Origin of the sequence: Catenulispora pinistramenti (genome assembly GCF_018274385.1) — a bacterium.
GTDB classification, from domain to species: domain Bacteria; phylum Actinomycetota; class Actinomycetes; order Streptomycetales; family Catenulisporaceae; genus Catenulispora; species Catenulispora pinistramenti.
In genome coordinates this window covers 1-22,241 of sequence record NZ_JAAFYZ010000185.1, presented here as the reverse complement: position 1 = coordinate 22,241, position 22,241 = coordinate 1, and the positions used below count along the sequence as shown (strand labels likewise).

The 22,241-nt window shown below is 70.3% G+C and carries 15 protein-coding genes; 5 read left to right on the top strand and 10 right to left on the bottom strand.

Translation table 11 applies throughout. The features are described from left to right. Nucleotides 1–267 precede the first annotated feature (267 nt). The 3 genes from KGQ19_RS36550 to KGQ19_RS36540 form a co-directional block, all read right to left on the bottom strand. Nucleotides 268–2,142 carry a PLL family lectin gene (locus KGQ19_RS36550; RefSeq protein WP_212017901.1) on the bottom strand — a complete coding sequence of 625 codons (1,875 nt, stop codon included), beginning with the start codon at nt 2,140–2,142 and terminating at the stop codon, nt 268–270. A gap of 178 nt (nt 2,143–2,320) precedes the next feature. After that, on the bottom strand, nt 2,321–5,308 hold the full coding sequence (locus tag KGQ19_RS36545; RefSeq protein ID WP_212017899.1) for an AfsR/SARP family transcriptional regulator: 2,988 nt from the start codon (nt 5,306–5,308) through the stop codon (nt 2,321–2,323). Between the two features lie 49 nt (nt 5,309–5,357). Further along, nucleotides 5,358–6,434 carry a hypothetical protein gene (locus KGQ19_RS36540; RefSeq protein WP_212017897.1) on the bottom strand — a complete coding sequence of 359 codons (1,077 nt, stop codon included), beginning with the start codon at nt 6,432–6,434 and terminating at the stop codon, nt 5,358–5,360. 110 nt (nt 6,435–6,544) lie between these two features. On the opposite strand from KGQ19_RS36540, the gene KGQ19_RS36535 reads away from it, so the two are divergent. Next, nucleotides 6,545–9,418: an RICIN domain-containing protein gene (locus KGQ19_RS36535; protein WP_212017895.1), complete on the top strand. Its 2,874-nt coding sequence runs from the start codon at nt 6,545–6,547 to the stop codon at nt 9,416–9,418. 187 nt (nt 9,419–9,605) lie between these two features. Continuing rightward, nucleotides 9,606–10,394, top strand: a complete 789-nt coding sequence (locus KGQ19_RS36530) for a glycoside hydrolase family 75 protein (RefSeq protein WP_212017893.1) — start codon at nt 9,606–9,608, stop codon at nt 10,392–10,394. A 102-nt stretch (nt 10,395–10,496) separates the two neighbouring features. Here KGQ19_RS36530 and KGQ19_RS36525 read toward each other — a convergent pair whose 3' ends face one another. From KGQ19_RS36525 to KGQ19_RS36495, 7 genes are read right to left on the bottom strand one after another with little or no spacing between them, the layout of a single operon-like run. Then, nucleotides 10,497–11,213, bottom strand: a complete 717-nt coding sequence (locus KGQ19_RS36525; RefSeq protein ID WP_212017891.1) for an SDR family NAD(P)-dependent oxidoreductase — start codon at nt 11,211–11,213, stop codon at nt 10,497–10,499. A 3-nt stretch (nt 11,214–11,216) separates the two neighbouring features. Next, the gene (locus KGQ19_RS36520) at nt 11,217–12,020 is read right to left on the bottom strand and encodes a MoaF C-terminal domain-containing protein (protein WP_212017889.1); all 804 of its coding nucleotides are present in this window, start codon (nt 12,018–12,020) and stop codon (nt 11,217–11,219) included. Nucleotides 12,021–12,054: 34 nt separating this feature from the next. Beyond that, the gene (gene hpaD, locus KGQ19_RS36515) at nt 12,055–13,068 is read right to left on the bottom strand and encodes a 3,4-dihydroxyphenylacetate 2,3-dioxygenase (protein ID WP_212017887.1); all 1,014 of its coding nucleotides are present in this window, start codon (nt 13,066–13,068) and stop codon (nt 12,055–12,057) included. A gap of 6 nt (nt 13,069–13,074) precedes the next feature. After that, the gene (gene hpaE / locus KGQ19_RS36510; protein ID WP_212017885.1) at nt 13,075–14,580 is read right to left on the bottom strand and encodes a 5-carboxymethyl-2-hydroxymuconate semialdehyde dehydrogenase; all 1,506 of its coding nucleotides are present in this window, start codon (nt 14,578–14,580) and stop codon (nt 13,075–13,077) included. Between the two features lie 10 nt (nt 14,581–14,590). Next, entirely contained in the window at nt 14,591–15,514 is a 924-nt protein-coding gene (gene dapA, locus KGQ19_RS36505; protein WP_212017883.1) for a 4-hydroxy-tetrahydrodipicolinate synthase, read from the bottom strand. Beyond that, a complete protein-coding gene (locus KGQ19_RS36500; protein ID WP_212017881.1) occupies nt 15,511–16,959 on the bottom strand; it encodes a fumarylacetoacetate hydrolase family protein in 1,449 nt (482 codons plus the stop codon). The genes dapA and KGQ19_RS36500 overlap by 4 nt, the downstream gene beginning before the upstream one ends. A 16-nt stretch (nt 16,960–16,975) precedes the next feature. Then, nucleotides 16,976–17,863, bottom strand: coding sequence for an SDR family NAD(P)-dependent oxidoreductase (locus KGQ19_RS36495; protein WP_212017879.1), 888 nt, complete (start codon nt 17,861–17,863; stop codon nt 16,976–16,978). A gap of 217 nt (nt 17,864–18,080) precedes the next feature. Between KGQ19_RS36495 and KGQ19_RS36490 the strand changes: the two genes are divergently transcribed. From KGQ19_RS36490 to KGQ19_RS36480, 3 genes are all read left to right on the top strand, one after another. After that, nucleotides 18,081–19,598, top strand: a complete 1,518-nt coding sequence (locus KGQ19_RS36490; RefSeq protein WP_212017877.1) for an APC family permease — start codon at nt 18,081–18,083, stop codon at nt 19,596–19,598. 76 nt (nt 19,599–19,674) lie between these two features. Then, the gene (locus KGQ19_RS36485) at nt 19,675–20,664 is read left to right on the top strand and encodes an AraC-like ligand-binding domain-containing protein (RefSeq protein WP_212017875.1); all 990 of its coding nucleotides are present in this window, start codon (nt 19,675–19,677) and stop codon (nt 20,662–20,664) included. Nucleotides 20,665–20,831: 167 nt separating this feature from the next. Next, nucleotides 20,832–22,241 (top strand): aldehyde dehydrogenase family protein (locus tag KGQ19_RS36480; protein WP_212017873.1); only part of this gene is annotated, 1,410 nt, incomplete at its 3' end.

The window sequence follows — 22,241 nt, the reverse complement described above, 5'->3', positions numbered from 1 at the left end:
TCCGAACCTGCTGTTTTGAACCTAGACAGTCCAAAACCCTAGGCCAGAGACGGCGTGCCCCACTCCCGCCACACTCCGTGACCCACACATAGGTCAGAAGCGCCTAAAAATCGCCTTTCAACCCACACCCCAACCGCAACCCGGCCCACAAACTCCCACCCCGAAAACCCCCGTCGCCTCGTCGAAGGCGTGCGCCTGGTATATGCAGACGTTGCTAGGGTCAAGCAGCAGGCTAGTGGTTACACGTGAGCAGTCACACCTGAGCAGTTACACATGAGCAGTCCCCGCCGGAGCGAAGCCGTTCCAGCCCGACCACGCACCGCCAGCAACGGTCTCGTACCGGTTCTGCATCGAGCCGTCGCTCATAACCGCGAACACCTCCAGCCGACCATCGGAGTGCCGCACCACCGTCGCGGAAGTCGCGGTGCCAGAAGGCCCGAAGCCGTTCCAGCCGGACCAAGCTCCGTCCGCGGCGGTCTCGTACTTGTTCTCGATGCCGCCCGAAGGCGTCACCGCGAACACCTCAAGCCGACCGTCCTTGTGGGCACCGGCCGCGTCGACGCCAGGGGACCCGGTGCCCTTGGCCGTGCCGGCGGCAGCGTAGGAGTTCCAGCCGGACCAGGCGCCGCCGGCGACCGTCTCATACCGGTTCTGCATTGAGCCGTCCGTCATGACGGCGAACACCTCAAGGCGGCCGTCGAGGTGCCGCGCCGCCGTGACCGCGTCGACCGTGCCGCTGGGGCCGAAGCCGTTCCAGCTGGACCAGGCGCCGTCAGCGACCTTCTCGTATTTGTTCTGGACGCCGCCGGAAGGTGTCACTGCGAACACTTCCAAGCGTCCATCGGCATGGACACCGACAACGGCGTCCTTGGCGGTTCCCGCGGGTGCATAGGAGTTCCAGCCGGACCAGGCGCCACCGGCGACGGTCTCATACCGGTTCTGCATCGAGCCGTCGCTCATGACGGCGAAGACCTCCAGCCGACCATCGGCATGGCGGCCGGCGGCCACCGCGACCGCGGTGCCGGAAGGGCCGAAGCCGTTCCAGCCCGACCACGCGCCGCCAGCAGAGGTCTCGTACTTGTTCTGGATCCCGCCGGACGGCGTCACCGCGAACACCTCGGCCCGGCCGTCAGCGTGCACGCCGGTGGCGACCCGGCCGCCGCTGCCCTGCGAGTACACCGCGGGCGGCGGCGGGGTGCCGCCGGAGGTCCAGAGGTAGGTGACGGTGACGTCGCCGTTGTCGGTGAGGCCGATGTTGGCGAAAGTGCCGTCGGCCAGATCGATACCGGCCGGGTTCACGATCGTGGACCCGATATCGGACTTGTCGCCGTTGTAGCCGTTGTCGTAAGCGGCCTGGGCCTCCGGCTCGCCCTGCGGCAGGTCGGTGAACTCGGCGCGCGGGTTGTCCCAGTAGTTGTCGTGGATGTTCCACGGGCCGACGTCCCATACCGGCGCGGTCTCACACCGCACCGGCCCGCAGACCTGGACCGAGTACTCCCCCGAGCCCTGCGGCGACAATGCCGAACCGGACGGCAGCGCCACGAAGTGGTCGTTCGGCTGGATCACGTGGCCGTTCGCTGTGGTGCCGCCGACCAAGCCCTCATCGGTGGCGTAGACCTTGTAGGACAACGGGGTCGTAGTGGCGTTCGGAGCAGCTACAGCCGCCGTGAGGGACGGGTCCGCGATCACCGCGATACCGCTGACGCTCGGGGTCGCCCCGGAAGCGGAGGCCCATAGCGTGACCCGGGTCTGCACCAGCTTCGCCGAAGCCGGAAGCCGAGTCGCGCCACCGGCTACCGCAGGAGTCCACTCGGTCCAGGAGCCGTTGGCAGCCTGGCCCCTGATATCGACCTCGATACGGGTACCGGAGGGCTGCTGCTCGCCAGCGGTGACAGTGAACTGATTCGTCGCGGCGGACAGGGGATGCGCCGGGAAGGTGTCCATGGCGTAGCCGACCGAACTGTGCGCCGTGGTGGCGTGGGCATTCCGGATATCGAGAGCGTGGCCGGTCCAGGCCGTGTTCACGTCGTCGGAGTGGGCCTGAGCCAGGTTCTCCTGCCAGCCCGCCGGGCTCGCGGCGGCGACTGAAGCGGGCGCCACAGCGATCGCACCGGCCGTCGCCGCCGCGAGCAGGAGCGTCACCGCGGTCGCGGATGGTCGATGAAGTCTTCGAAGTGTTCGCATGGTCAAGCCGTCCTCTGGATGTCGGGTCGGACGCGAGCGGAGCAGTGGGCCCAGAATCGCGGCAGCGACTATCACCGGCGCAACACCGACATCACAGGGGTCTGTAAGACCCCGAAGGAGAGGCACGAACCCTGATTCAGTCCGCCTGCTCGGTGGCCGCCATCACGGTCTGCTCGACGTCCGCGCGCAGCTCGGCCAGGTCTTCGCCGCCGAGCTCGTCGACCAGCGCGGACGCCTGGTTCCAGACCGCCGCCGCTTCCGGCGAGCGTCCGAGGCCCGCCAGCACCCGGGCCAACCGCAGCAGACTCTCACCCTGCCCGGCCCGGTCATCGATGGCACCGCGCAGCCGCGCGGCGTCGGTCAGCAGGGACACGGCTTCCGCGCCGCTTCCGCTGACATCGTGGGCCGCGCCCAAGGCGTTCAAGATGCTCGCCTCGATATAGGGCGTGGCGGCTTTGCGGGCCAGCAGCAGGGCCTCCTGCAGACACCCGACGGCCGCCTGGTGCTCGCCGCAGGCTGCCAGCGCCTCGGCGAGATCGGCCAGGCCCGCGGCGATCTGCTCGGGCTCGTTGATCTCCCGCAACGCGGCGACGGTCTTCTCTTGCTGCGTCACGGCCTCTCGGGGACGTTCGGCCTTCAACAGAAGCCATCCGTAACAGTTGCACGCGGTTATCAGCAGCTTCGGGTCACCGACCCGTTCGGCGGCCTCGACCCCCTGGCGAGCGGTCTCCAACGCCTCGTCGTAACGCTCGAGGTGGCCGAGCGCGTAACCCAATACGCTGAGAATCCGCGCCAGACCCAGCAGGTCCGCTACCCGCCGCGCGCATCGCAATGCGACCGTGAAGGTCGCCGCCATCTCCGCCCATCGCCTGCTCTGACTGGCGAACAGCACGAGTTGGGAGGCGAGCACCCATGCTTGCGAACCCGGCAGATACGCCTCGGCGCAGACCACGGCGGCCTGGAGGTTGGCCGACTCCGCGCCGAACCAGGACCAGGCCGCCTCCCGATCAGCGAAGCTCGGTACCACGGCGGCCACCGGAACCCTGGTCAACAGGTCCCAGTCCGCGGTCCGGGTCGCCAACTGGTCGGCGGCTGCCGAGGCGGCGTGGCAGTACCAGTTGACCAGTCGGGTGAGCGCCGCCGACCGCGTCGACACGCGTTCGGAGTCCTCTGCCTCCCCGTCTGTCGGCGTGGCGAGTTCGCGTGCGAAGTCCCGCAACAGGTCGTGCAGGTGGTAGCGGCCGGGGCTCGCGCTATCCACGAGGTGCGCGTCCATGAGCACGTCCAAGGCCGCCTCAGCGTCCCCGATCGCGATGCCCGCCAAGGCGGCGACCGCGTCCACCGTGATGTCCGGCCCGGTCACCAGACCGAGCAGCGTGAACACCGTCGCCGGCGCCGATTCCGGGTGCGGGCCGGGCGGCAGGCTCCGGAAGCCGACCTCGAAACTGGCCCGGGCCGCCAGATCGCCGATGCTCAGCTCGTCCAGGCGGCGCCGTTCGTCGTCCAGCCGGGTCGCCAGCGTGTGCACCGGCCAGGAGCTGCGGACCTGGAGCCGGGCGCCGACGATGCGCAAGGCGAGCGGCAGGCCGGCGCACACCCGCAGGATGTCCTCGGTCGCCTCCGGCTCGGCGCCCAACCGCTCGGCGCCGACCAACTCCTCCAACATGCTCAGAGCCTCGGTCCCGGACAACGGCTTCAGGTCCAGCCGGGCCGCGGCCGGCAGCTCGGCCAGCCGGGATCGGCTGGTGACCAGGACGGCACTGCCGGATGCGGCAGGCAGCAACGGCAGCACCTGCGCGGCGTTGCGGGCGTTGTCGACGACGACCAGCAGCCGCTTGGCGTGCGTCAGACTCCTGAATCGCGCCTGCCGGGCCTCGGCGTCCACCGGCACCGATCCGGCGGGCGTGCCGAGGTCGACCAGCCACTGCCCCAGCACCTCGGCGGGGTCTTTCGTCGTGGCGTCCATGCCGTGCAGGTCGACGAACAGGCTCCCGTCGGGGAACAGGCCGGAGACGTGGTGCGCCGCGGCGACGGCCAGTGATGTCTTGCCCAGGCCTCCCCCGCCGGTGATCACCGCGACCGGGACCTGACCGGCTCGGCCGGAGCGGGCCGCGATCGCGTCGGACAGGAACCCGATCTGCTCGTCGCGGCCGGTGAAATCGCTGATGAGGGCGGGCAGCTGGGCGACCCCGACCGCGCCGGTGCCCGCCTCGGCCATCGGCTGCGGCTCGTCCTTGGCAGCGGGCTGCGACGTGAAATCCGCGGAACCCGACACCGGATCTGCCGAACCCGACACCGGATCTGCGGGACGCGGCACCAGGTCCGCGGGACCCGACACCGGCGTCGCGATCCCGGCCGAGCCCTGGCCGAAGCCCGCATCCAGCGCAGGATCCTGATTCAGGATCCGCTGATACAGCTCGCGCAGCTCAGGTGAGGGATCCAGACCCAACTGCTCGTCCAGCAGGTTCCGCGACCGCAGCAGGGCGTCCAACGCGTCAGCTTGCCGTCCGGCCCGATACAGCGCCAGGCTCAGCTGCCGCCAGGCCGGTTCGTGCAGCGGCTGGGTCGCCGTCAAGTCCGACAGCTCGCCGACCAGTTCCTGATGCCGCCCCAGATACAGATCCGCCTCGATGCGGACCGTCTGCACCAGCAACCGCTCCTCCCGCAACCCGTGCAGCCTGCTGGTGAGGTCCAGCCCGAAGGACCGGCCGGCCAGCGGCTCGCCCCGCCACAGCACCTGCGCGGCGGTCAACGACGCCGACGCCTCGGCCCACGCGCCTTCGGCGGCCGACCGTCGGCCCTGTCGCGACAGCGCCAGGAACTCGGCGACGTCGAAGGAGGCACCGTCCAGATCGATCAGGTAGCCGGAGGGCCGGGTGGTCAGCCGCTCGGCGGTCACCGGCCCCAGGAACCGGCGAAGCCGGCTCAGATGGTTGCGCAGCGAATCGACGGCGGCCGCCGGTGGCCGGTCGGCCCACACCGCGTCGACCAGGGCGTCCAGCTGGACCGTGCGCGGGCTGCTCAGCAACAACGCGACCAGCACCGCCTCGGGGATGCCCGACGGCAGCTCGGTCACCCCGACCCCGTCGTCGACCGTCGTCGGCCCCAGTATGGCGAAACGCACGGCTGGCCCTCCCGTCGCCTGGTACCGGCGACTGGATATGGATTATCCCCTAGTTGGGATCGCTTCTGAAGCCGGATTGCCGACCGACCGCGTCGTAGAGATAGTCATACGCGGCAAGCAGTTCCCGGCCGGTGTTGACGAACGCGGTGTCGTGGGCCCATGACGCGGCCGGGTTCCCCAGCGGCGCGATGGGATCGCCGGGGTCGCCGACGGTAGTGGTGTAGCCGAAGGCCGGGCCGGTCAGGTTCGGGGTGCCGACCTTGATCCGGGTGCCGTCGGGAATGGCCGTGGCGATCGGCGCCGGCCGGTCGGCGGTCGGCAGGCCGACGATCATCTTGCTGATCCCCGTGTCGAACAGGATCGAACCGCAGTGCGAGGTGTCGCCGTAGTCCGGGAAGGCGAAGCAGCCGGGCATCGACTCGATGTCGGAGCCTGTGCCGCTCGGCGGCGGCGCCGAGGCCAGGTGCACGGTGTGGAACGAGGCGATCTGCTGCGCGGTCAGACCGAGGGTGACGCCGCCGCGGGTGACAATGTAGCCGGGCTGCGCCTGGCCGTTGCGCATCGCCGCGAGCTGGAGGAACGCGTTGTCCGCGGAGGTGGGGCCGGGGCTGTCGGTCTTGGCGTACTCGCTGTATCCGACACCGAGCATGCCGACCTTGCTGATGTCGCTGTCCGGCGTGCAGCCGGGGTAGCCGCTCGCGCAGCTGCTGGCGGTCACCCCCAGGACCCGGATCGGCACGGTGGCCACGGCGCCCTGCGGACGCTGGAAGCTGACGGCCGCCAGGAAGTACTCCCCGGAGAGGATCTTCCCGCTGCTGGTGTACTCGATGAAGCCGGCCTTGCCGGTGTCCACCGCGCCGGGACCGAGGGCACCGCGGGCGATGACGAACCCGAGCGAACCGGTGTCAACCTCAACGTCTCGGGTCGGCCCGCCGCCGACGTTCACAGCCAGCGAAAGCCCGTCGGCGAGGTTGGTGGCCGCCGTCGAGACAGTCGGGATCAGGTAGCTGACCGCGCTTGCGGCGGGTTTGCCGGGCGCGGCGCTCGCCATCGTGGCGACCACACCGGCGGCCACGGCCCCGGTGATGGCCGCGACGGCCCAGATGTGCGGGCGACGGATGTGCATGGAACCCCTTTGCCTGCGGCGGACGCTGAACGATGATGACGATGCCAGGTCAGCCTATTGCGATAGGGGCCCTCTGCCCCAGACTTGCCCATGCCCCGAGAGAGGCCGCCATGATCCGACATCGGCTCCGGCTGCTCGCCGCCGGATGCGCAGTACTCCTGGCCGCCGGATTCCTGTCCGGCGGCACGTTCGCCGCCCCCGCCCACGCGGACGTCACCTCGATCACCGTCGACGGCACGCAGAGCGGCGGGACCTTCGACGGGGTCGGTGCGCTCAGCGCCGGCGCCAACTCGCGGCTGCTGTTCGACTACCCCGAACCGCAGCGTTCGCAGATCCTCGACTATCTGTTCAAACCGGGTTACGGCGCGGACCTGCAGATCCTGAAGGTCGAGGTCGGCGGCGACACCAACTCCACCGACGGCGCCGAGCCCAGCGCGCAGCACACCGCGAACGACGCCGACTACAACCGCGGCTACGAGTGGTGGCTGATGGGACAGGCCCAGGCCCGCGACCCGAACATCAAGTTCGTCGCGCTGGCCTGGGGAGCCCCCGGCTGGGTCGGGGTCGACGACCCGGCCAACCCCAACCCCGGTCAGCCGTACTTCTGGTCGACGGACATGATCAACTATTACGTCGACTGGATCGAGCACGCCAAGTCAGACCACGGATTCACCATCGACAGCATCGGCGGCTGGAACGAGCGCGACTACGACAAGACCTGGTATGAGAACTTCCATGCCGCGCTGGTCAAAGCCGGCCTGAGCACGAAGATCATCGCCGCCGACAGCTTCGACTGGGGCATCGCGAACGACCTGGCGTCCGACCCCGCCTTCTCCGCCGCCGTCGCCACGGTCGGCATGCACTACCCGTGCGGCTACCTGTCGGAGTACACCTCATGCCAGAGCCCCGCGGCCGCGCAGAGCCTGAAGCAGAACCTGTGGGCCAGCGAGAACGGCTCGGAGGACCTGAACGCCGGGCCGGCCGTGGCGCGGGCGATCAACCGGGACTACATCGACGGGAAGATGACGGCGTACATCAACTGGCCGCCGGTCGCCTCGATCTACCCGGACCAGACCTGGTCCCAGACCGGGCTGATGCTGGCGAACCAGCCGTGGGCCGGGTCCTACCAACTGGGGTCGGCGCTGTGGGCGACGGCCCAGACCACACAGTTCACCGCGCCGGGCTGGCACTACATCGACAGCGCATCCGGATACCTGAGCGGCAGCGGTACCAACGGCGACCCGCACAGCGGCAGCTACGACACCTTGGCCGCGCCGAACGGCACCGACTACTCGACCATCTTCGAGACGCTGGACGCCCCGGCCGCGCAGACCGTCACCATGACCGTGGCCGGCGGGCTGTCGACCGGCACCGTGCACGTGTGGTCCAGCGACTTCACGACCGGCGAGTACATGGTTCAGGCCCCTGACATCACCCCGAGCGGCGGCACCTACACGCTGACCCTCCGGCCGGGTCGGGTCTACAGCATCACGACCACCACCGTCCAGGGCCACGGCACCGCCGTGGGCAATGCCCGCGCGACCATGGCCCTGCCCTACAGCGACAACTTCGACGAGTACGCGACCGGCAAGGAGGCCCGCTACCTCGCCGACCAGCAAGGCGCGTTCGAGACGGTGCCGTGTGCCGGCCGCTCCGGCATGTGCGTGCGGCAGATGGCGCAGTCCAAGCCGATCGAGTGGAACGACGACAGCGAACCGTACGCACTGCTCGGCGACGTGGACTGGACCGACTACACGGTCGCCAGCGACGTCTACTTCGAGCAGGCCGGCAGCGCCGAGCTGATCGCCCGCGTCGACGCCCAGGGCGGCCACCCGGCCGACCTCGACGGCTACTACGTCATCGTCGGCAGCGACGGCACCTGGTCGATCGTGAAGAACAATGTCACGAACGGCCGCACCACCCTGGCCGGCGGCACGGTCTCGGCGCTCGGCACCGGAAGCTGGCACTACGTGTCCCTCACGGTGCAGGGCACGACCATCACCGCCGCACTGGACGGCACCACCCTGGGCTCGGCCACCGACTCCGCCTACAGCCACGGCCAGATCGGCCTGGGCACCGGCGGCTATCAGGGTGCGCAGTTCGACAACCTGACGATCGCCCCGACAGGCCAGGACTACGGCCAGCTCTGGAGCGGCGTCGGCAACGCCAACAGCGGCAAGGTGTTGGAGGTGCCCGGCGGCAACACGGCCGACGGCACGAACGTGGATCAGTGGACTGACACCGGCGCGCCCTGGGAGCAGTGGGCGCTGGTCGGCGACGGCAGCGGCTACGTCAAGGTCGTCAACCGCAACGACTTCAGCCTGCTGGAGGACCCCGGCTCCTCGGCCGGCGCCGGGACGGTCCTGGATCAGGCCGCTGACAACGGCGGCGCGAACCAACAGTGGCAGGCGCGGCAGAACCCCGACGGCACCGTCACGCTGATCAACAGATCCAGCTCCCTGGTGGCCGCGGCCGCCGCGGCGGGCACCGCGGACGGCACGCCGGTCATCCAGTGGACCGACCTCGGCACGTCCGAGCAGGCGTGGAAACTGGTCGCCGCCCCGGCCCCGAACCACACGTACGCCCTCGTCAACCGGGGCAGCGGCCTGGATCTGGAGGTGCCCGGCGGCAGCACCGCCGACGGCACGAAGGTCGACCAGTGGGCCGACCTCGGCGACCCGTGGGAGCGCTGGACGGTGCGATCGGTCGGCGGCGGCTACGTCGAACTGGTCAGCCCCAACAGCGGCAAGGTGCTCGACGACACCTACGGATCCACGGCTTCGGGCAACCAGCTGGAGCAGTGGACCGACATCGGCGTCGGCAACGAACACTGGCAGTTGGTCCCGGCCGGGGACGGCTACTACCGGTTGCAGAACCAGACCAGCGGCCTGGTCGCCACGGTCTCCGGGAGCGGCGACGGGGCGATCGTCGTCCAGAGCGCTCCGTCCGGGACCGCGAGTGAATGGTCCTTCGCAGCATCCTGACCAGCACTTGGCACAGCGTGAGGAACGAGCGCCGCCCGAGGCGGGATCCCCGGCCGGGCGGCGCTCGTTCGAGGCGCGTGAAAATTCCTTAAAGATGATCTTGAGGAGATGATTGCGCAACCGCGGCAAGGGTGCTTCGATTCTCGTTAAGAAAGTTTACTGACGATCGACGGAAGGCCCCACACCCATGTCATCGATCCGTACCGGCTTCGCTGTGGCAGCCGCCGCAGCCTTCGCACTCGGCACCCAGTTCGCCGCCGCGAGCGCCCACGCCGCTCCGGTCCACCACACGCTCACGGCGAACGCGGTCGCCGCCTCGGGCACCGACTACACCGCCGCCCAGGTGCTGGCGGACATCAAGAAGAACTCGACGTCGGCCACCAAGGTCAACACCAAGCCGCACATCAACACCATGACCCGGGACATGAACGTGAACGTGTACCAGCCCACCAAGGGCGTGTTCACGTACACCTCGAGCATGGCCATCGACGACGACGGCAGCGACCCGGATCCCGACCCCGACCACGAGGGCACCACGACGTTCCAGGACAGCAACGGCAAGCAGCTGGCCGCGCACCACGTGCCGTTCTTCGTGCTGGGCGACGACTGCTGGGACAAGAAGACCCCCTGCCCGCACTTCTTCTACAAGGAACACGGCATGTCCGGCCGTGAGTTCGCGCTGATCTTCTACAAGGGCAAGGTCATCGGCTCGATCTTCGGCGACACCCAGACCGCGAACAACCAGACCACCTCGGACAACGACTCCCGCGAACTGGGCGAGGCGTCCACCAAGGCGGCGCAGCTGCTCGGCATACCCAGCAGCGGCACCACCGGCGGTGTGGACAACGGCGTGACCGTGGTGATGTTCTCCGGCAAGGACTGGGTCGTGGACGGCACCAACTCCAACCTGAACTCCAAGGCCCAGGCCCTGGTGCAGAAGGCGCTCAACACCCTGGGCACCGCCATGGCGGGTTAGGGTTCCTCAGCGATACCGGCAGCAGTACGAATTCGTCCCGGCGTCGGCCGGCGGGTCACCCGACCCGTCGTCCGACGCCGGTGGCGTCCCACGGGAAGCGTGTCAGTCCATGGGGAATCCCGACTTGGCGGCCATACCGAAGTCCGAAAGCAGGTGCGTGCCGTTGACCGGTCGGGCCACCGGCGAGGCCAGGAACACCACCAGCGCGGCGACCTCGGCGGCGGCCTGCACCGGGTAACCCACGCCGTCGAAGCCGTCCTCGCATCCCATGTCTGCGCGCGACATCGGGGTGTCCACGATCGAGGGGCACACGCAGTTGACGCGGATCCCGTCCGGGGCGAGGTCGGTGGCCAGCGCCTTCCCCAGCATCAGCACAGCGCCTTTGGACGCGCAGTACGGCGCCATGCCCTCGGAGGCCAGCAGCGAGGAGTCGGACGCGAGCAGCACGATGCTCGGGGCCTCGGCCCGGCGCAGATGCGGCACGGCATGCTTGGCGCTCAGAAAGGCACCCCGGGCGTTGACCGCCATCACCGAATCCCAGTCCCGCACTGCGATTTCGGGCACGTGTGTACCCACCGGGCCGGAGATCCCGGCGCAGCACACGAGGATGTCGATGCCGCCATGCGTGGCGGCGACGGCGTCGAGCGCCGCCGCCACCCGCGCTTCGTCGGTGACGTCGACCGGCCACGGCGCCGACGGCTCGCGATCCACGACCGCGACGCGCGCCCCCTCGGCGCGGAACGCCTCGACGCAGGCCGCGCCGATCCCCGAGGCGCCGCCGGTGACGACCACCACCCGGTCGGCCAGTCGCAGGTCCACGGCTCAGGCCGTCCACGTGGCCGGGTCGTGGGGGGTGTGGTTCAGCATGATGGCGCGGGCGCCCATGGCGATGGCGTTGGTGGTGCCGGCGTCGGTGTCGTGGCCCCAGATCCGGCCGGTGGACTGGTTGGTGCGGAAGTTGAGGATGACGATGCCGTCGCAGGGCACGACCTTCTCCTGCCACGTGAGCAGGTAGATGTCTTCGCGGATCTTCCATACGCGGGCCCGGTCGACGTCGGCCAGGCCTTTCTCGGCGCCGGCCAGGCAGTGCCAGGCGTAGGCGTTCTCGTGCAGATAGATGTGTTCGTAGGCGTTGTCGGGGCCGTATACGTACTGGACTCGGCGGCCGACCAGCTCGGCGCTGCGCCGGTGTCGTTCGGCGAGGTCGGCGGCGCCGTTGATGACGCCTCCGACCACCTCCTCGGCGGCGAAGAGCCCGCCCTTGGCCGAGCCGGTGACGATGGAACTGCGCACGACGGTCGCGACACCGGCACTGAGGTCCAGCACCAACACCACAGCGTGCTTCTCGTCATCGGCCCGAACGAAGTGCACGAGGAACAGGCCCGGGTCGACCTCCTTCACCGAGGCGCGATGAACGCTTGCCGCCGAGCCCTCCCGCAGCTCCACCTGTCCCCCACCGACGAAACGCACCGCGACCTCATCAGCGGAATCCAGGCGCAGGGTGAGGGTCCGGCCGTCCAGGACCGGGGTCTCGGGGATGTTGTAGGCGGCGAACCCGCTGTTGTCGAGGACGTTCAGCGTCGGCCACAGATCGGAGGCGAGGTAGTCCTGTTCGTAGGTGGTCATCAGGTGCTCTTCTCCTCAGTTATAAGGACAGGGGTCAGCCGAGCCCGTCCGCGCCGACCCGAGTGGCGTCCGCGGACTCGTCAAGGATGGTGTCGGTGACGGGTCGCGGAACCCCGTCGAGGTCCAGGACCGGGGAGGCGTCCTTGTACCAGGACTCGATGACCGCGTTGCCCCAGAAGTCCCGGCGCCGGTCGTCGTGGATGTTCCAGCGGTACGTCTCGTGGTCCGGATCGCCGGTGTAGTAGTCGGATGTGTAGATCTCCACCCGATGCCCGTCGGGGTCGCGCAGGTAGACGTAGAAGGCGTTGGAGACGCCGTGCCGGCCGGGCCCGCGCTCGATGTGGTGCTCGGCGTGGACCGCGCCGAACAGGTCGGCGGTGCGCAGCACCTGGTGCGATTCGTGGGTGGCCAGGCCCAGGTGGTGCAGCCGGGGTCCGGCGCCGCCGGTGAAGGCGACGTCGTGCACGGTCTGCTTGCGGTACATCCAGGCCGCGTAGAGCTCGTGCTCGTCACCCTCGATGGTCTCCGAGCAGCCGAATCCCAGACCCTTGTAATAGGTGTAGGCGGCGGGGATGTCGGGGGTGCAGATGTTGAAGTGGTCCAGCCGCGCGATCTCCGCGCCGCGCCGCAGGTCGTAGCGCTGGATCAGCCGCTCGGCGTGTTCGATCTCGTAGAAGAACTCGACCGGGAACCCGAGCGGGTCCACCACCCGCACCGCATCGCCGATCCCGCGCGTCCCGCGACCGCCGGGGATCCGGCGGGCCTGGCATCCCAGAGCCCGGAAATAGGTCTCGGCCCGATCGACGTCCTGCGGGGTCCGGACCCGGTAGGCGATGTGGTCCAGGGCCGCGATGTCGCCGCGCCGCAGCACCAGCGAGTGATGCGTGAGCTCGTCGGTGCCGCGCAGATACAGGCTGTCCTTGGTCTGACACTGCACATGGAAGCCCAGCATCTCGACCCAGAACCAGCGGGCCGCGTCCAGATCGGTGACGGCCAGTTGCGCGTACGCGGAGCGCACGACGTCCGGCGGTGGCGGGGTCTCGGCCATGGGATGTCAGTCCTCTTCCTCAGGAGCGGCACCGAAGCGCGGGACGTGGGTGTCGCCGAGCGCGACCGAGACGATCTGCGAGTCGGTGTAGAAATCGATGCTGTGCGCGCCGCCCTCCTGACCGAGCCCGGAGGCCTTCACGCCGCCGAACGGGGTCCGCAGGTCCCGCACGTTGTGCGAGTTCAGCCACACCATGCTGGCCTCGATCGCCTGGGCCACCCGGTGGCCGCGCTTGAGGTTCGAGGTCCAGACGTAGCTGGCGAGGCCGTAGCGGGTGTCGTTGGCCAGCCGGATCGCCTCGGTCTCATCGGCGAAGGGAGCGATGGCGACGACCGGCCCGAAGATCTCCTCGCGCCAGATGCGCATGGCCGGGGTCACGTCGGCGAAGACCGTGGCGGCCAGGTAGTTGCCGTCCGGGAGGGCGTCGGGGCGCGCGCCGCCGGCGACCAGGCGTGCGCCTTCGGCGATGCCGGAGGCGACGTAGCCCAGGACGCGCTCGTGGTGTTCGGGGTGGACCAGCGCGCCGATCTCGGTGTCAGGATCCTGTGGAGGTCCGACGCGGATCCGTGCGGCGCGGGCCGCGTAACGGGCGAGGAACTCCTCGTAGATCGACGCCTCGACGATGACCCGCGAGCCGGCGGTACAGCGCTCGCCGTTGAGGGAGAAGACCCCGAACAGCGCGCCGTCCACGGCGGCGTCCAGGTCGGCATCGGCGAAGACGACGCACGGGGACTTGCCGCCGAGCTCCATCGACAGGCCTTTGAGACCGGTCGCGGCGGAGCGCATGATGGTCTGCCCGGTGGTGGTCTCGCCGGTGAAGGAGATCAGCGGCACGTCGGGGTGTTCGACCAGCGCGGCGCCGGCCTCCTCGCCGATGCCGTGCACGATGTTCAGCACGCCGGCCGGCAGCCCGGCCTCCTCGGCGATCTCCGGCCACAGCGACGCGGACAGCGGGGTGAACTCGGCCGGTTTGAGCACGACGGCGCAGCCGGCGGCGAGGGCCGGGGCCAGCTTCCAGCTCTCCAGCATGAACGGCGTGTTCCAGGGGGTGATGAGCCCGGCCACGCCGATCGGTTTGCGCACGACGTAGCCGATCTGCGCGGCGGTGCGGAAGGCGTCCTCGTGCAGCGCGTTGACGAGGTCGGCGAAGTACCGGAAGTTCTCGGCGGCGCGCCGGGCCTGGCCGCGGGCCTGTGTGATGGGCAGCCCGGTGTCGAACGATTCCCAGGTGGCGAGCCGGTCCTCGCGGGCCTCGATGGCGTCGGCGATCCGGTGCAGCACCCGGCCGCGTTCCCGCGGGCTCATGCGGGGCCAGGGGCCGATCTCGAACGCGGCGCGCGCGGCGGTGACGGCCAAGGCGACGTCGGCCGCACCGCCGGAGGCCACGTCGCAGTACACGAGGTTGCTCGCCGGGTCGGCGTTGGCGAAGGTGCGGCCGTCGGCGGATTCGACCAGTTCGGCGCCGATCCAGTGGCCGATCGTCTTGGGCAGGTCGGCAGGGATGGAAGTCATGGGTGGTCCTCTACGCGGGGAATTCGAGCAGGTCGGCACCGGCGGCTCGCAGGGCCTTGATCTTGGCCAGGCCGGTATCGGTGGGTTCGATGAGCGGCGGTCGCACGTGGGCGGACCTGAGGAGCCCGGCGTCCTTGAGCACCCACTTGGCCGGGGCCGGGTTGGTCTCCACGAACAGCAGATCGACCAGCGGGTGCAGCCGGTAGTGCAGGTCGCGCGCGCCGTCCTGGTCGCCGGCTTCCCAGAGTTCGTACATCCGTGCCACCGCGGCCGGAGCGATGTTGGCCAGGGCGGAGACGAACCCGGCGCCTCCGAGCGCGAGGAGAGGTAGACACAAGAGCTCGATGCCTGACCACATCAGCAGTTCGGGACCGCAGGCGTGGTAGGTCCGGGAGAAGTGTTCGAAGTCCTTGGTCGTCTCCTTGATCCCGACGATGTTGTCGAAGTCGCGGAACAACCGGGCCACGGTGCCCGGCTCGATCTCGACCGCGGTGCGGGAGGGGACGTTGTAGACGATCAGCGGCAGGTCCGGGAACTCGGTGGCGACCGTCGCGTACCAGCGATACAGCGCCTCCTGCGTCGGGCGGGCGTAGTAGGGCGTGATGATCAGCGCCGCGTCCGCTCCGAGGTCGCGGGCGGCCGAGGTGAGTTCGAGGGTCTCGGCGAGCTTCGCCGAGCCGGTGCCCGGCAGGAAGGGCACCTGATCGGCGATGGTCTCGGCCGCGACCCGCATCGCCTCGATACGTTCCTCGGTGCTCTGCGCTCCGGGCTCGCCGGTGGAACCGCCGATGGAGATACCGTGCGAACCGGAGGCCAGCTGCCAGCGGATCAGGGTCCGCAGTCCCTCCGGGTCCAAGGCGCCGTCGTCGGTGAACGGCGTGACGACCGGGGCCAGAGAGCCGCGGATCTGCCGGGGGTCGGAGCGGAACTTCATGCCGGGCTCTCCATCCGATTGTCGATGCGCTGGTCAAGCCAGGCCCGGTAGGCCGACTGCCAGTCCGGGCCGAGGGGGTACAGACCGGCGACCGAGGCCCCGGCGGCCACCTGCTCGGTGATGAACGCCTCTTGGAGTTCCTGCTCCCGAGCGTCGGTGATGAGCTCGTCCAGCAGGTGCGGCGGCAGGACGATCACGCCGTCCGCGTCCCCGACCAGCACGTCGCCGGGCTGGACGAGGGTGTTGCCGCAGGCGATCGGGACGTCGGTATCCCAGGGCACGTGTTTGCGTCCCAGGACCGCGACGTGCACGGACGAGGAGTAGACGGGGAGATCGAGCCCTGACACCGCGGCGCTGTCCCGCAGACCGCCGTCGGTGACGATGCCGGCTGCTCCCCGTTTGAGCGCGCGTAGGGCCAGGATGTCGCCGAGGGTGCCGGCGTCAGCCTCTCTGCGCGCGTCCATCACCAGCACTTCGCCGGGCAAGACCGACTCGATGGCGCGCTTCTGGGCGTTCATGCCGGCGCCGTAGCGGGCGAACAGGTCTTCGCGCAGGGGCAGGTAACGCAGGGTTCGAGCAGTCCCGACCATCTTCAGCTCCGGACGCGTGGGCCGCACTCCGTCGACGAAGAAGCCGTTGAAGCCGCGTTTGCGCAGCTGGGAGGCGAGCGTGGCCACGGAGATCCCGGTCAGGGCGGCGCGGCGCTCGACCGTCAGGGTCGGCACGACGGCGACGCCGAACGCAGCCGCCTTGTCCTCGGCGAGCACCTGCGGCATCGCGCCGTATCCGGCCAGTGCGGAATCCGCCTCGACCACGGTGTTGGTCAGCCTGCCGGTGCTCTGGGCACCGCCGGTCACCTCGATCTCGACCACGTCTCCGGGTTCGACGACGCTCGCCCCGGAGGGGGTGCCGGTGAGGATGACGTCACCGGGTTCCAGGGTGATGGTCCGCGACAGGTCGGCGACCAGGCGGGCGAAGTCGAACAGGAGCGTGTCGCTGGTGTCGTCCTGGACGAGTTCGCCGTTGACCCAGGTCCGCAGACGTAGCGCGTCGGGTTCGATGGTGCGCGCGTCGAGCAGCCGAGGGCCGATCGGGGTGAAGCCGTCGGAGCCTTTGGAACGCAGGTTCGAGCCGCGATCGGCGTAGCGCAGGTCGTAGACCCCGGCGTCGTTCGCGGCGGTCACCCACGCGACGTGTTCCCAGGCCCGCTGCGGTGGGACCTGGTACGCGCGCTCGCCGATCACCAGCGCGATCTCGCCTTCGAAGCCCATCAGCTCGCAGCCACGCGGCCGGAGGAGCGGGTCGCCGGACCCGGCCAGCGAGGTGGCGGGCTTGAGGAAGTACGAGGGCTGATCCGGGATCCGGCCGCGCTCGGCGGCACGGCCGCGGTAGTTGAGATGGACCGCGACGACCTTGCCGGGCCGCGTTCCCAGGGGGTGGGGCATCAGGGTTCTCCGTTGCTCAGCCGCGCGGCTCGATGTGGAATCCGTAGGCACTGGTGCCGACGTCGACGACGGTCGCGCCGCCGTCCACCGGCAGTACGGCGCCGTTGACGTAGGAGGCGGCCGGGGACAGCAGCCAGGCCACGGCCTCGGCCGCTTCCGCGGCGTCGGCGGCGCGGCGCTGCGGCACCAGGCGCGTGACCTGTTCGTAGGCGGCGGCGCGCTCGTCCACGCCGGACCCGCCGGCAGCGCGCTCGCCATCGCCGCGCTCGCGATCGCCGGGCTCACCAGCGTCGGGCTCACCAGCGTCGCGCGCGCCGACCTGACCGGCGAAGGCGTCCATCTCACGATCGGCCATCTCGGTGCGGACCCAGCCGGGGCATATCGCGTTGGCCCGCAGGCCCGCGGAACCGTAGTCCGCGGCGAGGGTTTGCATCAGCATGATCAGACCGGCCTTGGCGACCGCATAGGCGCTGGCCCCGGTCGGGGCGCGCAACCCGGCCACCGAGGACACCGCGACGACCGCCCCGCGTGCGGCGAGCAGCGCCGGAAGCGCCGCCTTGGCCAGCAGCGCCGGGCCGGTCAGGTTGACGCGCAACACCGTGTCCCAGTCGTCGCCGGACGTCTCGCCGAGCGCGCCGGGGATCATCACGCCCGCGTTGAGCACCAGTCCGTCGATCCGGCCGTAGGCCTTGAGCGCCGCGGCCACGAGGGCGTCCGCTCCCGCGGCGTCGGCCAGGTCACCGGCCACGGCCAGCGCCCCGGTCCCGGCGGCGATCGCGGCCAGCGGCTCCCGGCGGCGGCCGGCGACGACGACCCGATGCCCGTCGGCGGCCAGCCGGCGTGCGGTCGCCGCGCCGATGCCGCTTCCGGCACCGGTCACGAGGAACACGTGCTTGTCGGTCATGGAACCGAGTCTGGTCAAGCTGCGCGCCGGGCACTTGTCCGGCAACGCACACCCGTTGTCGCCGGGCGAACGCCGGACCCTTGTCGCTCCCCGACAACTCCTGAGCGCTCCTGGACAAGTAACCCGTCGCGGACCCCGCTCACACTGTGCTCACTTGTCCCGGCTCATTTGTCCCCCTCGCTTGTCCCCTCACTCGTCCCCGGCCAGAGGAGCAGCAGTGACCACGCAGCAACCACGTTCCGGATACCAACAGCTCGGCAACGGCCGCAAGCTCGGCCTGCTCGACGTCGTCGCGCAGTCGGTCGGCTTCATGGGACCGGTGTTCTCGGTGGCGGCGATCGTCCCGCTGGTCGCCGGGATCATCACGGCCTCCGGCAAGGGGGCCGGCGGCGCCGCCCCGCTGGCGGTGGTGATCGCCGCGGTCGGGATGCTCGGGCTGGGCTGGACGGTCGTGCAGTTCACCAAGCGGATCCAGTCGGCGGGCTCGCTGTACGACTACATCGCCGAAGGGCTCGGCGAGCGCGTGGGGGTCGCGGCCGGCTGGGTCTACTACGCCGGGATCATCGTCCTCGGCGCCGGGATCGCGGTGCTGCTCGGCGGTACGATCCACGACCTGCTGCGGGCCGAGTTCGGGCACTCCGTGCTGCCGGGCTGGGGCTGGAACGTGCTGCTGCTGGTGCTGCTCGCGGTGGTGCTGCACCTCGGCGTGCAGCTGTCCACGCGGGCGCAGTTCGTGCTGGCGATGCTTTCGCTGGCGGTGATGACAGTGTTCTTCCTCTACATCATCGTCAAGGCCGGATCGGCCAACAGTTTCAAGGCGTTCAAGCCGTCCAGCTCCCCGACGCACTGGAGCGGTGTGCTGTTCGGCGTGCTCTACGGGGTGCTGCTGTTCACCGGGTTCGAGGCGGCGGCCAACGTCGCGGAGGAGAGCGAGCATCCGAAGCGGGACGTGCCGCGCGCCGTGCTGTTCGCGATCCTCGCCGCGTTCGGGTTCTACCTGCTGGGCAGCTACGCGCAGGTGGTCGGCTTCCACTTCGATCTGAACGCCGTCGGGCAGGCCAACGGGAACGCGCCGGCTCCGGCGGCCGGGCTGGTGACCGTGCTCGCCGGACCGCATTCGGCCGGCGGCATGGGAGCCGTGGCGGTCCGCCGGCTGGTGGAGCTGATCGTGCTGCTGGACATGACGGCCGTCTACATCGGGGTGTCGGTGTCCGGGGCGCGCGGCGTGTTCGCGATGGCCCGCGACCACCGGATGCCCAAGGCGCTGGCCCGGGTCTCGGCCCGGCGCGGCACGCCGAGCGCGGGCAACGCGGTCGTGGTCGTCGTCTACGCGGTCTGGATCGTGCTCACCGCCGCCTGGTCGGGCCTGTTCGCCACACCGGGACTGCCGCACTACTTCGCGATGTACTCCTGGCTGTCGGCTTTCGGCGCCTTCGGCCTGGCCGTCACCTACGCGCTGCTGTCGCTGGCGGTCCTGTCGCCGGTGATCGACACGGCGCTGTGGCGCAAAGCCGTCGCCTGCCTGCTCGGACTCGCGGTCACCGGCGGCGCGGTCTTCGGCTCGATCTACAAGGTCACGGCCCCCACCATCTACGCCCCCTACGCGGCCCTCGCGGTACTGGTCATCGGGTTCGCCGCCTCCTTCGTCTTCACCGGCCGCACCCGCGCCGGCCGCCTGGCCGCCCACGCCTGCCTCGCCCCCGGGGAGCCGGCCGCCACCGAATCCCCCGCCTGATCGGCGATCTTCATTGACTACCGGCCCCGGCTGGAGCAGCGTGGACCCTCCAGCAGCACTGACCCCGGGAACGCCCATGACCCTGGCACTGCGCACCGCCGACCTGCCCGCCACCGAGCGCTTCGAGTTCTGGCGCAGCGTCGTCTGCGACGCCTTCGTGCCGCTGCGCGCCGAACCCGGCACCGACGACTTCCACGGCCGGCTGCGCAGCATCCACCTCGGCGAGCTCCAGGTCACCGAGATCGACGCCAACGCCCACACCATCCACCGCACCCCGCGCGCGATCGCCGCCTCCGACCACGACTACTTCAAGCTCGGCCTGCAACTGCGCGGCTACTGCGTCCTGACCCAAGACGGCCGCGAGGCCCCGCTCACGCCCGGCGACTTCGCCATCTACGACACCACCCGCCCCTACACCCTCGCCTTCGACGACAGCTACCGGCAGCTGGTGCTGATGCTCCCCCGCCGCCTGCTGCGCGTCGCACCCGAGGACGTCGGCCGCATCACGGCGGTGCGCGTCTCGGGCCGCCAGGGCGTCGGCGCGCTGGTGTCGCCGCTGCTGATGCGGCTGGCCGACCACCTGGACGAGTACGAGACACCCGGCAGCGTCCGGCTGGCGGACAACATCGTCGACCTGCTGGTCACCCTGGTCGCCGACCGTCTGGAAATCGAGGCCCCCTGCCCCGACTCCGGACGCAGAGCGCTGATGATGCGTATCACCTCGTTCATTGAGAGCCACCTCGGCGACCACGACCTGGGCCCCGACACCGTGGCGGCGGCGCACTTCATCTCCACGCGCTACCTGCACAAACTGTTCCGGGACGAAGGCACCACCGTCTCCTGCTGGATCCGCGACCGCCGCCTGGAACACTGCCGCCGCGACCTGCGCGACCCGCTGCAACTGGACCGTGCGGTCGGGGCGATCGCGTCGCGCTGGGGCTTCGCCGACGCGGCACACTTCAGCCGGATCTTCCGGTCGGCGTACGGGGCCAGCCCGCGGGAGTATCGGCTGACGAGCGAGCCCACGGGAGAGATCACGCTCAGCGTGGCGGACCGGGAGTACTGAGCGCGGACCGGGAGTGTTGAGCTCGGACCAGCAGTACTGAGCGCGGACCGGCAGTACTGAGCGCCGCCCGTCAACGGCTGTTCGCTGACGGACAAGCCCCGCGCACGGCCGCTTGCGACGCTGAAGGCGACGCCAGAGGACCCGTACACGAAATGGGGCATCGGAGCATGGAGCAGACACAGGCCCGGCTGTTCATCAACGGCACGTGGGCCGAACCCGCCGCCGGCGGCTCGTACTTCCCCAGTCTCGACCCGGCCACCGGCGCGCTGGTCGGCACCTTCGCCGAGGCCGGCCCCGCCGACGTCGACGCCGCCGTGAGCGCCGCCCGCCGCGCGCTCGCCGACCCCGCGTGGGCCGGCATCACCGCCGCCGAGCGGGCGCGCCTGCTGTGGCGGGTCGCGGACCTCATCGAGGCGCACGCCGCCGAGCTCGCCGAGCTCGAGACCCGCGACCAGGGGCAGCCGCTGGGCGTCGCGCGCGATGTCAGCGTCGCGGGCGCGGCGGAGCACTTCCGCTACTACGCCGGGTGGTGCACCAAGATCGAGGGCGCGGTGGCCCCTGTCTCGTTCCCGAACACGCTGCACTACACGCGGCGGGAACCGGTCGGGGTGTGCGCGCTGATCACGCCGTGGAACTTCCCGCTGATGATCGCGGCGTGGAAGATCGCGCCGGCGCTGGCCTGCGGGAACACGGTCATCGTCAAGCCCGCGGAGCAGACCCCCGCCACCACCGTGCGGCTCGTGGAGCTGATCGAGCGCGCCGGGATCCCGGCCGGTGTCGTCAACCTGCTGACCGGCGGGCCGGACGTGGGGCGCGCGCTGGTCGGGCACCCGGGCGTCGACAAGGTCTCCTTCACCGGTTCCACCGCCGTCGGCAAGGAGATCGTGCGCGGCAGCGCGGCGAACCTGAAGCGCGTGACGCTCGAACTCGGCGGCAAGGCGCCCAGCATCATCGCCGCCGACGCCGACATCGACGCCGCCGTCGCTGGCAACCTGCAGGGCGGCCTGCTCAACAGCGGCCAGGTGTGCGCGGCCTACACCCGCTTCTACGTCGACCGCCGCCGCGTGGACGAGTTCACCGACAAGCTCGCGAACGCCGCCTCCGGACTGCGCCTGGGCAACGGCCTGGACCCGGCGACCCAACTCGGCCCGCTGGTCACCGCCGAGCACCTGGCCAAGGTCGACGGCTGCGTGCGCCGGGCCGTCGAGGAAGGCGCCGAGCTGGTCACCGGCGGTACCCGCGCAGACGGGGACCGGAACCTGGAGCGCGGGAACTTCTTCCGCCCGACCGTACTGGCCGGCGTGCGGGACGAGATGTCCATCGCCCGAGACGAGGTCTTCGGTCCGGTGCTGCCGGTACTGGCCTACGACGACCCGCAGGAGCTGGTCCCGCGCGCCAACGACACCGAATACGGCCTGGCGGCCGCGGTCTGGACCAAGGACCTGGCGACCGCGCACCGCCTGGCCGCCGACATCCGCGCCGGGGCGGTGTTCGTCAACATGCTGCCGATCCCCGACAGCGGTGCGCCGTGGGGCGGGTTCGGGGCCAGCGGCTGGGGACGGGAGATGGGCAAGTAC

Excerpts from the sequence above, each read along its gene's own strand:
- KGQ19_RS36540 (WP_212017897.1), bottom strand. The coding sequence starts at position 6,434 with ATGCACATCCGTCGCCCGCACATCTGGGCCGTCGCGGCCATCACCGGG.
- KGQ19_RS36535 (WP_212017895.1), top strand. The coding sequence starts at position 6,545 with ATGATCCGACATCGGCTCCGGCTGCTCGCCGCCGGATGCGCAGTACTC.
- KGQ19_RS36530 (WP_212017893.1), top strand. The coding sequence starts at position 9,606 with ATGTCATCGATCCGTACCGGCTTCGCTGTGGCAGCCGCCGCAGCCTTC.
- KGQ19_RS36520 (WP_212017889.1), bottom strand. The coding sequence starts at position 12,020 with ATGACCACCTACGAACAGGACTACCTCGCCTCCGATCTGTGGCCGACG.
- hpaD (WP_212017887.1), bottom strand. The coding sequence starts at position 13,068 with ATGGCCGAGACCCCGCCACCGCCGGACGTCGTGCGCTCCGCGTACGCG.
- hpaE (WP_212017885.1), bottom strand. The coding sequence starts at position 14,580 with ATGACTTCCATCCCTGCCGACCTGCCCAAGACGATCGGCCACTGGATC.
- dapA (WP_212017883.1), bottom strand. The coding sequence starts at position 15,514 with ATGAAGTTCCGCTCCGACCCCCGGCAGATCCGCGGCTCTCTGGCCCCG.
- KGQ19_RS36500 (WP_212017881.1), bottom strand. The coding sequence starts at position 16,959 with ATGCCCCACCCCCTGGGAACGCGGCCCGGCAAGGTCGTCGCGGTCCAT.
- KGQ19_RS36495 (WP_212017879.1), bottom strand. The coding sequence starts at position 17,863 with ATGACCGACAAGCACGTGTTCCTCGTGACCGGTGCCGGAAGCGGCATC.
- KGQ19_RS36485 (WP_212017875.1), top strand. The coding sequence starts at position 19,675 with ATGACCCTGGCACTGCGCACCGCCGACCTGCCCGCCACCGAGCGCTTC.